General features: G+C 72.2%; 11 protein-coding genes. 6 read left to right on the top strand and 5 right to left on the bottom strand.

The genetic code is table 11. The annotated features are described in order from the left end of the window. The 4 genes from KBX46_RS01350 to KBX46_RS01335 are packed head-to-tail and all read right to left on the bottom strand — an operon-like array spanning position 1 to position 5,022. A complete protein-coding gene (locus tag KBX46_RS01350) occupies positions 1–2,196 on the bottom strand; it encodes a penicillin acylase family protein (protein ID WP_210789903.1) in 2,196 nt (731 codons plus the stop codon). Then, positions 2,193–3,017: an ABC transporter ATP-binding protein gene (locus KBX46_RS01345; protein ID WP_141909701.1), complete on the bottom strand. Its 825-nt coding sequence runs from the start codon at positions 3,015–3,017 to the stop codon at positions 2,193–2,195. The genes KBX46_RS01350 and KBX46_RS01345 overlap by 4 nt, the downstream gene beginning before the upstream one ends. A 29-nt stretch (positions 3,018–3,046) precedes the next feature. Further along, positions 3,047–4,075 (bottom strand): iron chelate uptake ABC transporter family permease subunit, encoded by a 1,029-nt coding sequence (locus tag KBX46_RS01340; protein WP_210789900.1) that lies wholly within the window; start codon positions 4,073–4,075, stop codon positions 3,047–3,049. Further along, positions 4,072–5,022 (bottom strand): iron chelate uptake ABC transporter family permease subunit, encoded by a 951-nt coding sequence (locus KBX46_RS01335; protein WP_088948522.1) that lies wholly within the window; start codon positions 5,020–5,022, stop codon positions 4,072–4,074. The genes KBX46_RS01340 and KBX46_RS01335 overlap by 4 nt, the downstream gene beginning before the upstream one ends. Before the next feature lie 236 nt (positions 5,023–5,258). On the opposite strand from KBX46_RS01335, the gene KBX46_RS01330 reads away from it, so the two are divergent. The 6 genes from KBX46_RS01330 (at position 5,259) to KBX46_RS01305 (ending at position 11,896) form a co-directional block, all read left to right on the top strand. Further along, entirely contained in the window at positions 5,259–6,290 is a 1,032-nt protein-coding gene (locus tag KBX46_RS01330) for an ABC transporter substrate-binding protein (RefSeq protein ID WP_210789897.1), read from the top strand. A 4-nt stretch (positions 6,291–6,294) separates the two neighbouring features. After that, entirely contained in the window at positions 6,295–6,516 is a 222-nt protein-coding gene (locus tag KBX46_RS01325; protein ID WP_210789893.1) for a hypothetical protein, read from the top strand. A 97-nt stretch (positions 6,517–6,613) separates the two neighbouring features. Further along, positions 6,614–8,152, top strand: coding sequence for an aspartate aminotransferase family protein (locus tag KBX46_RS01320; RefSeq protein ID WP_210789890.1), 1,539 nt, complete (start codon positions 6,614–6,616; stop codon positions 8,150–8,152). A 35-nt stretch (positions 8,153–8,187) separates the two neighbouring features. Continuing rightward, positions 8,188–9,465 (top strand): lysine N(6)-hydroxylase/L-ornithine N(5)-oxygenase family protein, encoded by a 1,278-nt coding sequence (locus tag KBX46_RS01315; RefSeq protein ID WP_210790803.1) that lies wholly within the window; start codon positions 8,188–8,190, stop codon positions 9,463–9,465. Continuing rightward, positions 9,462–10,055 carry a GNAT family N-acetyltransferase gene (locus tag KBX46_RS01310; RefSeq protein ID WP_210789887.1) on the top strand — a complete coding sequence of 198 codons (594 nt, stop codon included), beginning with the start codon at positions 9,462–9,464 and terminating at the stop codon, positions 10,053–10,055. The genes KBX46_RS01315 and KBX46_RS01310 overlap by 4 nt, the downstream gene beginning before the upstream one ends. Next, complete coding sequence (locus tag KBX46_RS01305; protein ID WP_210789884.1) at positions 10,052–11,896, top strand: IucA/IucC family siderophore biosynthesis protein; 1,845 nt, start codon at positions 10,052–10,054, stop codon at positions 11,894–11,896. The genes KBX46_RS01310 and KBX46_RS01305 overlap by 4 nt, the downstream gene beginning before the upstream one ends. A 10-nt stretch (positions 11,897–11,906) precedes the next feature. On the opposite strand, the gene KBX46_RS01300 is transcribed toward KBX46_RS01305, so the two are convergent. Beyond that, complete coding sequence (locus tag KBX46_RS01300) at positions 11,907–12,380, bottom strand: MarR family winged helix-turn-helix transcriptional regulator (protein WP_210789881.1); 474 nt, start codon at positions 12,378–12,380, stop codon at positions 11,907–11,909. Positions 12,381–12,426: the final 46 nt, after the last annotated feature.

Here is a 12,426-nt window from a genome sequence, read left to right as displayed (position 1 = left end):
TCAGCCGGGCGTTCGGCCTGCGCTGACGCCACCGAGATCGGCCGCTGCCTGGCGCATCCCGGGCGGCGGCCGGTCCGCGTTCCGATCGTGGGCGTCCCGCTCCTCGACGAGCTGATCCCATTCGGTGATCACCGGCAGCAGCTCCCCGGACAGCCAGGCGGGGCTCTGGTCGTCGTGGTGCGCGTCGCCAGGCACGCCACAGGTGCCCAGCGGGACCACCCAACGGCTGTCCTCGCGTCGGGCCAGGTCCCAGACGAAGCGCGCCGTCGGCCCCCGGAAGCACCAGTGGGTGACCCCGGGCACGCTGGAGGTGGCCAGCACACAGTCGTGATCGCCGTCGAGTCGAGGGCCCGGCCCGGCGTCCGGGTCGGGCAACGCCCGCCACGTCGCCAGCCGGTGCAGATCGCCCCAGCGCACCGGGTCTTCCGCCGCGCCGGCGACCTCGTCGGCCGCCGCACGCACCAGCGCCGCCACGTCCACGCCGGGCAGCGACGCCGCTCCGAGCAGGTGCTCCAGCGCGTAACCGACGCGCGGCGTCAGCGCCAACCAGGGCGCGAACACCTCCGGGTACGCGGGCGGCTCGGCCAACGCGGCCAGCGCCGGATGGGCGGCGATCCGACGTACGACAGCGGCACGCAGGACGGCGAACCGCGCCGCGTCGGTGCTGTCGGCGGCCATCCGCCGGTCCCAGCGTCGCAGCCGTTCACGCAGCGTCGCGGTGGCCGGGTCGAGCCCGGTCAGCCCTTCCAGCACCGCCAGCAGGGGCTCGGCCGAGCCCAGGTACGTGTCGGTGTGCACCTCGGCCAGCCCGTCGGCCGTCCAGTCGTGACCGGCGTCGAGCAGCTCGGCGATCCGGTGCGCCCGGTGCGGCGGGGCGAACTCGACCCCGAGCGGTGCCGCCAACCCTCGCTCGTTGGCCATCACCGCCCGGCCGACCACCGTGGCCCGGGGCATCGGCGCGTACCAGCCCTGCCAGGCGTGCTCGGCGTCCCACCCGGGGACCACCCGTTGCCCGTTGTCCGGATGCCGCACCGGCACCGCCCCGGCGACCCGGTGCAACAGCCCGCCGCCGGTGTCCGCGGCCTGCACCACGTTGACCGGCTCCACCCAGTGCCGCAGCGCGTGGTCCACATCGGTCACGGTGCGGGCGCGCAGCAACTCCGGCAGCGTCGCGAAGCCCAGCTCCGCGCGGACCCGGGGCGGGTAGCGCAGGCTGATGGCCGTCTCGTCGTCCGGCCCGCCGACGATCACCGGACCTCGGTCGGTCTCCACCACCTCGACCTCGACCGGATCCGCCCCGGCCACCTCGATCGTCTCCAGGTGGGAGTGCGCGGGCCGCCAACCCTCCGGGCCGAGGGCCTGCACCTGGTCGCCGTCCCGGCGCAGCCGCTCGGCGTACAGGTCCTGGTAGTCGGCCATCGCGTTGGTGATCGCCCAGGCCACCGCCCCGGTGTGCCCGAAGTGCGCGATGCCCGGCACACCGGGCACCGCCAGCCCGACCACGTCGTACTCCGGGCAGGCCAGCCGGATCTGTTGGTAGACGCCCGGATCCTCGAAGAACCGGTGCGGATCCCCGGCGAGCAGCGCGGCGCCGGTGCCGGTGCGTTCGGCGGCGAGCAGCCAACCGTTGCTGCCGGCGACGGACGGCCCGTCGGTGGCGAACGCGTCCACCACCTCCGGGCCGAGCTGTCGCGCCACGTGCTCCCGCCAGAGCTTGCCGGGGAAGCCCGCGAACAGGATGTGGTGGCCCAACCAGACCCCGAGCGGCGTCCACGGCTCCCACCGGCCCGGTGTCAGCCCGGTGGCGGCGAACTCCGGCGCGCGGGCCGCCCCGGCGGCGAGACCGTCGTTGACCCCGGCCACGTACGCGCTCACCCACTCGGCGGTCGCCGGGTCGAGCGCCGCATGGCAGCGGCGTGCGGTGTCGTCGAGCCGGACCTGCCGGGCGAACCGGTCCCAGTCGAGCGCGTCGACGCCGAGGAACGCGGCGCTGGTGCCCTGGGCGCGGTGCCGTTCCACCTCGATCTGCCAGGCCCGGTCGTACGCGGTCACCCGGCCCTGCGCCGCCGCCAACGCGAGCGGGTCGCCGGCACGCAGGTGCGGCACGCCCCACGGGTCACGGAAACGCCGGGCGCCGCCGCGCCTGCCGGTCTGCTCGCTGCTGTGCTTGCTGGTTGGCTCGCCGCGCTCGCTCACGCCGGCTCCGGGGCGAGGGTGGTGGCGCGCCGCCGGGCCGCCGGCACGACCAGCGGGGTGCCGGTCTCCGGGTCGTCGATGACCCGGCAGGGCAGCCCGAACACCTCCGCCACCAGGTCGGCGGTGACCACCGACGACGGTTCCCCGGCGGCCACCACGCGCCCGTCGCGCATGGCGATCAGGTGCGTGGCGTAGCGGGCCGCGTGGTTCAGGTCGTGCAGCACCGCGACCAGCGTGCGCCCCTGCTCCTCGTGCAACCGGGCGCAGAGGTCCAGGATCTCGATCTGGTGGGCGATGTCGAGGTACGTGGTCGGCTCGTCGAGCAGCAGCAGCGGGGTCTGCTGGGCCAGCGCCATGGCGATCCACACCCGCTGCCGTTGCCCGCCGGACAACTCGTCCACCGACCGGTCGGCGAGGTCGTCGACACCGGTCGCGGCCATCGACTCCTCGACCACCCGTTCGTCCTCGCGCGACCACTGCCGCAGCAGCCCCTGGTGGGGGTAGCGACCCCGGGCGACCAGCTCGGCGGCGGTGATCCCGTCCGGCGCGATCGACGACTGGGGGAGCAGACCGAGAGTGCGGGCCACCTTGCGGGCCGGCAGGTCGTGGATGTCCCGCCCGTCGAGCAGCACGGTGCCGGCGCTCGGGCGCAGCATCCGGGACAGCGCGCGCAGCAGCGTCGACTTGCCGCACGCGTTCGGCCCGATGATCACCGTGAACGAGTTGTCCGGTACAGCGACGGTCAGGTTCTCGGTGATGGTGCGCTGGTCGTAGGCGAGGGTCAGCGCGGTGCCGCCGAGCCGGGAACTGCCGGGGTGCATGGGTGCTCCTTCGAGGGCGTCGCGGGTGTTCACAGCCGGCCCGCCCGGCGTTCCATCGCCAGCAGCCAGACCAGATAGCCGCCGCCGATCACTCCGGTCACCACACCGACCGGAAGCTGGTGCCCGGGAAACGCGCGCTGGGCCACCAGGTCGGCGCCGACCAGCAGCGCCGCACCGACGGCCATCGACGGCAGCAGATTCGGGCCGGGCGCCCGGGTCAGCCGCTTCGTCACGTGCGGCGCGACCAGCGCCACGAACGACACCGGCCCGGCGGCGGCCGCCGCGAACGAGACCAGCAGCACAGCCGCCGCGAGCAGCACCAGGAGCAGCCGGCGTACCGGCACGCCCAGGGCACTGGCCGTGTCGTCACCCAACTCCATCATCCGCAGCGCCGTGCCGCATCCGATGAGCACCACGGGCGCCAGCACGACCAGGACGACGAGCAGCGGCCCGGCGTTGGCCCAGCCCCGCCCGTCCAGGCTGCCGGTGAGCCAGAGCACCGCGCGGGCGGCATCCATCAGCGGTGCCCGGGTCAGCAGGTAGCCGTTGACGCCGGTCAGGATCGCGGAAATGCCGATGCCGACCAGGATGAGCCGGAACCCGTGCACCCCGCGTCGCCAGGCGAGCGCGTAGATCACCAGGCCGGTGGCGAGGCCACCGACGACCGCGGCGCCGGCCAGCGCCAGGCTGCTGCCACCGAGCACGATCACGACCAGCGCGCCGGCCGACGCGCCCTGGGTGAAGCCGAGGATGTCCGGGCTGCCCAGCGGGTTACGGACCAGCGACTGGAACACCGTGCCGGCCAGCGACAGCGCCGCCCCGACCAGCAGGGCGGTGACCAGTCGGGGCAGTCGCAGCTCGTGCACGATGAACTGCTCCGCCGGCGTGCCGCCGCCCACGAGGGTGCGCAGCACGTCGGTCGGGCCCATCGGATAGTCACCACTGCCCAGGGCGACCAGGCCCAACCCGGCCGCGAGCACTGCCGCGCCGAGACCGATGGCCATCGCGCGGGGACGGAACCGCACCGAAAGTCCCCAGGACGTACGCAGAACTGTCACGGGTGGGCCACCTTCGCGCGGGTGACCAGCCACAGGAAGAGCGGGCCGCCCAGCACGGCGGTCACCATGCCGACCTGGAGTTCTCCGGGCCGGCCCAGCACCCGGCCGAGCACGTCCGCGCCGAGCAGCAGGGCGGGCGCGAGCACCGCGCAGTACGGCAGCAGCCAGCGCAGGTCCGGGCCGGTCAGGGCGCGTACCAGGTGTGGCACCAGCAGCCCGACGAAGACGATCGGGCCGCAGGCGGCGGTCGCGGCGCCGCAGAGCAGCGTGACCGCCACGATCACGGCGGCGCGGATCAGCCCGGGTCGGGCACCCAGGGCCCGTGCGGCGTCGTCGCCGAGCGCGAGGGCGTTCAGCGGTCGGGCGGCGCCGAGCGCGACCAGGAGGCCGACCAGGATGAACGGCAGCACCCGGGTCACCGTCGCGGAGTCCGCGCTGGCCAGCGAACCGACCGTCCAGAACCGCAGGCGGTCCAGCGAGGCCGTGTCCAGCAGCATCACCGCGCTCACGTACGAGTAGAGGGTGGCGTTGAGGGCTGCGCCGGCCAGCGCGAGGCGGGCCGGGGTGGCGCCACGCCCGCCGCCGACGGCGTAGACGAGTGCGGTCACCACGGCCGCGCCGAACAGCGCGAACCAGACGTACCCGCCGATGGCGGTGACGCCCAGGAACGCGGCGGCGGTGGCGACGGCCGCGGACGCGCCGGCGTTGATGCCGAGCAGCCCGGGGTCGGCGAGGGGGTTGCGGGTGAGGGCCTGCATGACCGCGCCGGCCACGCCGAGCGCGGCGCCGGCAAGCAACCCGAGCAGGGTACGCGGCAGGCGCATCCGGTGCACCACGGCGTACTCGGTGGCGTCGCGGTGCAGCAACCCGGACCAGACGTCGGCGAGCGGGAGGGATTTCGCTCCCACCGCGATGCTGAGCACCACGATCACCCCGAGCAGCGCCACGGCGGCGACCAGGCCGGCGGCGCGGGCCGTCCGCGCACCGCGCCGAGCCGGGGGCCCGGCCGATTTCCTGTCCGTCACCGACGGTGTCGCCTCGGTGACGGTAGCTGTGGCGTCCAGTGTGGGCTCCGGAGTTGTGGTGGCACGGCGAACCGCTGTTGACAATGACCGAGGTTAGGCTAACCTAACCCCGCTGCCCTGGTCGAGCCCGGCCAGACCCTTGATCGAAAGACAACACCATGACCGATGCCCTGTCCGCACGTCGCCTCTCCCGCCGTGGCCTGCTGGCCGCCGGTGGTGCCGCCACGCTGGCCACCCTGCTCGCCGCCTGCGGCAAGGACGACACCGCGAAGCCCGCCGCCGGCAACGGAAGTGGTCCCTGGTCGTTCACCGACGACCGCGGTACGAAGGTCGATACCCCAGCCCGCCCGACCCGCGTCGTGGCCTTCACCGGCGTGGCGGCGGCACTGATCGATTTCGGTCTCGACAAGCAGCTCGTCGGAGTGTTCGGTGAAACCAAGCGAGCCGACGGCACTGCCGACCCCCAGGCCGGCGACCTGAACGTCGAGAGCGTCGAGATCCTCGGCAACGTGTGGGGCGAGTTCAGCCTGGAGAAGTACGCGGCGCTGCGCCCCGAGCTGCTGGTCACCCACATGTACGACCCGGACGCCCTCTGGTACGTGCCGGACGAGAGCAAGAGCAAGATCCTCCCGCTCGCGCCCAGTGTGGCGATCACCACCGCCCGGGTGCCGATGACCAAGCCGATCGAGCGCTACGCCGCGCTGGCCGAGTCGCTCGGCGCGGACCTGTCCGCGAAGAAGGTCACCGACGCGAAGACCCGCTTCGACGCCGCCGCCGAGGCGGTCCGGCAGGCGGTCAAGGCCAACCCCGGCATCAAGGTGATGGCCTGCTCCGGCAGCCCCGACCTGTTCTACGTCTCCAACCCGAAGGTCAGCACCGACCTGATGTACTTCGCCGAGCTGGGCGTCGACATCGTGGTGCCCAACAAGCTCGAATCCGGCGACTATTTCGAGGCGCTGAGCTGGGAGAACACCGGCAAGTTCCCGGCCGACCTGATCCTGCTGGACAACCGCAGCACCGCCCTCCAGCCCAAGGACCTCGCCGCCAAGCCGACCTGGCAGCAACTGCCGGCGGTCAAGGCCAACCAGGTCACCGCCTGGGACGCGGTGCCCCGCTTCTCGTACGCCGGCTCCGCGCCGCTGCTGGAAAACCTCGCCACCGCCATCCGGAACGCGAAGAAGGTCAGCTGACGCCATGAGTACGAGCACCGTCGAACCGGTCGCCCTCCATCTTCGCCGCGCACGTCGTACGGGCCCGTCGGGTCGGCGCCTCGCTGGTCCGGGTGACCTTCGGCGGTGCGGACCTGACGGCGAGCGCGGCTTCGACCGTCGGCGGGTGACCTTCGCCGGCTACTGGCGCTGTGGGTTCTCGGAGGAGGACCTGCGCTCCGAGGCGCTGGTCGGCGCCACGGCCTGAGTGGCGAACCCATCCGAAAGGCAGCACCACCCCGAGGCGCACCGCCGCGCCGGGGTGGTTCCGGCTGCCCCTCGTCCAGAACGTGGAAGGACTTCGAGTGACCGTGCCGACGTACCCCGTCGAGAACACCGCGCCGTCACCGGCGCCCGCCGCCGCGCGGGCCCAACTGTTGCACGACGGCTCGGTCGAGCAGTACCGGCGGGCGATCGCCGACGGCGTCGACCGCGTCGCCCGCCGGGTGGCCACCGTGGACCGTCCCGTCACCGGGATCACGCCTGCCGAGCTGGCCCCCCTGGTCGACCGGGTGGACCTGGACCGGCCGTTGGGCGACGCCGGCGCCGCGCTGGACGAGCTGGAGGACGTCTACCTGCGCGACGCCGTCTGGTTCCACCACCCCCGCTATCTCGCCCACCTCAACTGCCCGGTGGCCATCCCGGCGCTGCTCGGCGAGGCGGTGCTCACCGCCGTGAACTCGTCCCTGGACACCTGGGACCAGAGCGCCGGGGCGACCCTCATCGAGCGGCGGCTGATCGACTGGACCGCCGAGCGGATCGGCCTCGGCCCCAGCGCGGACGGCGTCTTCACCAGCGGCGGCAGCCAGTCCAACCTCCAGGCGCTGCTGCTGGCCCGCGAGGAGGCGTGCGTCGACGCGGTCGGCCCGGCGGCCCGCGCGGAGCTGCTGCCCCGACTGCGGGTGCTCACCTCCGCGGCCGGTCACTTCAGCGTGCAGAAGTCGGCCAAACTGCTCGGCCTCGCCCCGGACGCCGTGATCGCCGTGCCCACCGACGCCCGGCGACGGATCCGGGCGTCCGCCGTCCGCGAGGAGATCGAGCGCTGCCGGCAGGCCGGGCTGGTGGTGATAGCGGTCGTCGCCACCGCCGGCACCACCGACTTCGGCTCCATCGACCCGTTGACGGAGCTCGCCGGGATCTGCGCGGCGACCGGTGTCTGGCTGCACGTGGACGCCGCGTACGGGTGCGGTCTGCTGATCTCGCCGACGCGCCGGCACCTGCTCGACGGCATCGAACGGGCCGACTCGGTGACCGTCGACTTCCACAAGTCGTTCTTCCAGCCGGTCAGCTCCAGCGCGCTGCTGGTCCGCGACCGGGGGGTGCTGCGGCACGCCACCTACCACGCCGACTACCTCAACCCGGCCCGGATGGTGGAGCAGCGCATCCCCAACCAGGTCGACAAGAGCCTGCAGACCACCCGCCGCTTCGACGCGCTGAAGCTCTGGCTGACACTGCGGGTGATGGGCCCGCACGCGCTCGGCGCGCTCTTCGACGAGGTGGTCGACCGGGCCGCCGACGCCTGGCAGTTGGTCAGCGAGGACCCCCGCTTTGAGGTGGTGACCCGCTCCGAGCTGAGCACTGTGGTCTTCCGCTACCTGCCCACCGGCCCCGGCCGGGACCTGGCCGACGCGGCCAACCTGCACGCCCGGGAGGCCCTTGCGGCGTCCGGCCTCGCCGTGGTCGCCGGGACCCGGGTCGACGGCCGGCACTTCTTGAAGTTCACCCTGCTCAACCCGGCGACCACAGTCGAAGACGTCGGTCACGTCCTCGACCTGATCGCCACCCACGCCGGCCGCTACGTGCACGACCACGTCACCGCCGGCCTGACCTGCCACGTCGGCTGATGCCGATGAACTCCAATCTGGGCCTGGAGGGCCGGATGTCCACCCACGACTTCATCGCCATCGGGCTGGGCCCGTACAACCTGGGCCTGGCCTGCCTCACGGCGCCGATCGACGAGCTGGACGGGGTGTTCCTGGAGGCCCGCCCGAGCCTCGCCTGGCACCCCGGCATGCTACTGGAGTCGGCGCGGCTGCAGACCCCGTTCATCGCCGACCTGGTCAGCCTCGCCGACCCGACGTCGCCGTACTCCTTCCTCAACTACCTCAAGGAGATCGGCCGGCTCTACCCGTTCTACATCCGGGAGAGCTTCTACCCGCTGCGCAGCGAGTACGACGCGTACTGCCGGTGGGCGGCGGCGAAGCTGCCGAACGTGCGCTTCGGTCAGACCGTGACCACTGTGGAGTACGACGCCGGCGACGACCGGTACGTGGTGCGGGCCAGCACCGGCACCGGAGAGACCGTCGAGTACGCGGCCCGGCACCTGGTGCTCGGCACCGGCACCCCGCCGTACCTGCCCGACGCCGTCGCCGCGCTGCCCGGGGACGCCTCGCACAACTCCCGTTACCTGGAGCACCGGGCGGCGCTGCGCACCAAGCGCAGCATCACCGTGGTGGGCAGTGGGCAGAGCGCCGCCGAGATCTACCACGACCTGCTCGGTGACATCGGCCGGTACGGCTACCAGCTCAACTGGGTGACCCGTTCGCCGCGGTTCTTCCCGCTCGAATACACCAAGCTGACGCTGGAGATGACCTCACCGGACTACGTGGACTACTTCCACGCGCTGCCCGAGGCGACCCGCTACCGACTGGAGACCGAGCAGAAGGGCCTGTTCAAGGGGATCAACGCGGATCTGATCAACGAGATCTTCGATCTGCTGTACGCGCACACCGTCGACGGACCGGTGAACACCCGCCTGCTCACCAACACCGAGCTGGTCGGGGCCGACCACCAGGACGGGGTGTACACGCTCGGGCTGCGTCAGGTGGAGCAGGAGCGGGACTTCACAGTGCGTACCGAGGGGTTGGTGCTGGCGACCGGCTACCACTACCGGGTGCCGGAGTTCCTCACGCCGGTGCGTGACCGGATCCGCTGGGACGGGCACGGCCGGTTCGACGTGGCCCGCAACTACAGCATCGACCACAGCGGACGGGGCATCTTCCTGCAGAACTCGGGCACCCACACGCACAGCATCACCTCACCGGACCTGGGCATGGGCCCCTACCGCAACTCCTGGATCATCCGTGAGCTGCTCGGCCGGGAGTACTACCCGATCGAGAAGAGCATCACCTTCCAGGAGTTCGGGGTGACGTCGTGAGCGTCGTCTTCGCCCGCTCCGACGATCGGCTCGGCGAGTTCGCCCTGCGTACGCTCGACCTGGACACCGACGCCGCGCTGCTGCACACCTGGGTGACCCACCCGAAGGCGGCGTTCTGGCTGATGCAGGACGCCGACCTGGCCCGGGTGACCGAGGAGTACCAGCGGATCGCCGAACACCCGCACCACGACGCGTACCTCGGGCTGTGGCGGGGGAGTCCCGCCTTCCTCGCCGAGCGCTACGACCCGGCCCACGTCGAGCTGGCCGGCCTCTACGACCACCAACCCGGTGACGTGGGCATGCACTTCCTCTGCGCGCCCGTCGGCACTCCGGTGCACGGCTTCACCCGGGCGGTCCTCGGCACCGTCATGGCGTGGCTCTTCGACGACCCCGCGACCAGACGGGTGGTGGTCGAGCCGGACGTCCGCAACACGGCCGTGCACGCGCTGAACGCCGCCGTCGGCTTCGAGGTCGTCGGCCCGATCGCCAAGCCCGAGAAGGACGCGCTGCTCAGCGTCTGCACCCGAGCCCAGTTCCAGGCCGCCGACCTCGCCGCCGCTGCCGCCCGAACCGAAGGAGCCCCGGCGTGACCGCCACCGCCGTTCCCACCCAGACGCCCGCCGCCGGGCACGCCGCTTCCGGAGACCCGGTCGGGCACCTCACCCCGCAGCGCTGGGCCCGGGCCAACCGGCTGCTGGTCCGCAAGGCGCTCGCCGAGTTCACCCACGAACGACTGCTCGCACCGGAGCCCGTGCCGGGCCCCGACGACCGGCAGTTCTACGAGGTCCGCAGCGACGACGGCACCGTCACCTACCGCTTCGCCGCGCGGGTGCTCGCCCTGGCGCACTGGCAGATCGACGCCGACAGCATCACCAGGCACCGCGACGGCACGCCGCTGCCACCCGACGCGGTGGATTTCATCGTCGAGCTGCGCGGCACCCTCGGGCTCTCCGCGCGGGTGCTCCCGGTCTACCTGGAGGAGATCACCTCGACGCTGGCCGGCACCGCGTACAAGCTGGCCAAGGCCACGCCCACCGCCGCCGAGCTGGCCACTGCGGACTTCCAGACCATCGAGACGTCGATGACCGAGGGCCACCCCTGCTTCGTGGCCAACAACGGCCGGCTCGGCTTCGGCGTCGACGAGTACCACCGCTACGCCCCGGAGACCGCCGAGGCGGTACGCCTGGAGTGGCTCGCCGCGCACCGGGACCACTCGACGTTCAGCAGCGCTGCCGACCTCGACTACGACGCGCTGATCGAGAGCGAGCTGGACCCGCAGACCCGAGCCCGGTTCGCGGCCACGATGGCCGACCTGGGCCTCGACCTCGCCGACTACCACCTGATCCCCGCGCACCCGTGGCAGTGGTGGAACAAGCTGGCGGTCACCTTCGCCGGGGAGCTGGCCGAACGTCGGCTGGTGCACCTCGGCCCCGGGCCGGACGCGTACCTCGCCCAGCAGTCCATCCGCACCTTCTTCAACGTGAGCGAGCCGAGCCGGCACTACGTGAAGACCGCGCTGTCGGTGCTGAACATGGGCTTCATGCGGGGGTTGTCGGCCGCGTACATGGCGGCCACCCCGGCGATCAACGACTGGCTGGCCGACCTGATCGCGAACGACGAGGTGCTGACCGGCACCGGCCTGACCATGATCCGGGAACGGGCCGCTGTGGGTTACCGGCACCGGCAGTACGAGGCGGCGACCGACCGCACCTCCCCGTACCGGAAGATGTTGGCCGCCCTGTGGCGCGAGAGCCCGGTGCCCGACCTGGCGCCGGGGCGGCGACTGTCCACCATGGCCGCGCTGCTGCACGTGGACAACGACGGCGGCTCGCTGGCGGCGGAGCTGATCGCCCGGTCCGGGTTGGCTCCCGAGGTCTGGCTGCGTCGCTACCTGGACGCCTACCTGACCCCGCTGCTGCACAGCTTCTACGCCCACGACCTGGCGTTCATGCCGCACGGCGAGAACGTCATCCTGGTCCTCGACGAGCACGACACGGTCGAGCGGGTGATCTTCAAGGACATCGCCGAGGAGATCGCGGTGATGAGCGCCGACGTCGAGCTGCCCGCCGAGGTGGAGCGGATCCGGGTCGACGTGCCCGACGACACCAAGCTGCTGACCATCTTCACCGACGTGGTGGACTGCTTCCTGCGTCACCTCAACGCGGTCCTGGTCGAGGCCGGCGTGCTCGCCGAGGACGACTTCTGGCGTACGGTCGCGGCCTGCGCGGCCGACTACTTCGACCGGGTGCCGCACCTGGCCGAGCGGGTCCGCCACTACGACCTGTTCGCCCCGGAGTTCACGTTGTCCTGCCTCAACCGGCTCCAGCTACGCAACAACCAGCAGATGGTCGATCTGGCCGACCCGTCGGCGGCTCTCCAGTTCGTCGGCACCCTCGTCAACCCGCTGGCGGCCCACGCGCCGACCCGCTGACCACGAGCTCTCAGCGGGTCGGCTCCGCCGTGCCGGCCCGCTGGAACGCACGGGCCAACTGGGCCAGGTCGAAGCCCTCGAAGTGCTGGAGGAACCGGCGGCGTACGGCGGCCAGGTGACTGGGCCAGGACTCCTGGAGGCGGGCGAAGCCGGCGTCGGTGAGGACGGCGTTCCAGCCGCGGGCGTCCTCCTCGCACCGTTCCCGCTTGACCAGGCCCTGCGTCTCCAACCGGATGATCGTGCGGGTCATGCCGCTGAGCGAGAGATGGCACAGCGCTGCGAGCTCGTGCATGCGCATCCGCCGGTCCGATGCCTCCGACAGGTTCATCAGGGCGGTGTACTCGGTGAGTGGTAACTGACGGTCACCGACCATGTCTGCGTCGATCGCACGGGGCAACACGTGCATCACCTGGCCCAGAGCGCGGACCAGGGCCTCCTCGTCGGGGTTGAGGGGTTGCGGCGTCGGCGCGGAGGGGTTGGACATCCTCATATCATACTTGTTTGACTGAGCAAATGGTTACCCTCCGTGT

The sequence above is a fragment of the Micromonospora sp. C81 genome (genome assembly GCF_018070425.1).
GTDB lineage: Bacteria > Actinomycetota > Actinomycetes > Mycobacteriales > Micromonosporaceae > Micromonospora > Micromonospora zamorensis.
The sequence above is the reverse complement of the archived record's forward strand: the minus strand, read 5'-3'. Positions and strand labels throughout refer to the sequence as shown.

Excerpts from the sequence above, each read along its gene's own strand:
- KBX46_RS01300 (WP_210789881.1), bottom strand. The coding sequence starts at position 12,380 with ATGTCCAACCCCTCCGCGCCGACGCCGCAACCCCTCAACCCCGACGAG.
- KBX46_RS01330 (WP_210789897.1), top strand. The coding sequence starts at position 5,259 with ATGACCGATGCCCTGTCCGCACGTCGCCTCTCCCGCCGTGGCCTGCTG.
- KBX46_RS01325 (WP_210789893.1), top strand. The coding sequence starts at position 6,295 with ATGAGTACGAGCACCGTCGAACCGGTCGCCCTCCATCTTCGCCGCGCA.
- KBX46_RS01345 (WP_141909701.1), bottom strand. The coding sequence starts at position 3,017 with ATGCACCCCGGCAGTTCCCGGCTCGGCGGCACCGCGCTGACCCTCGCC.
- KBX46_RS01315 (WP_210790803.1), top strand. The coding sequence starts at position 8,188 with ATGTCCACCCACGACTTCATCGCCATCGGGCTGGGCCCGTACAACCTG.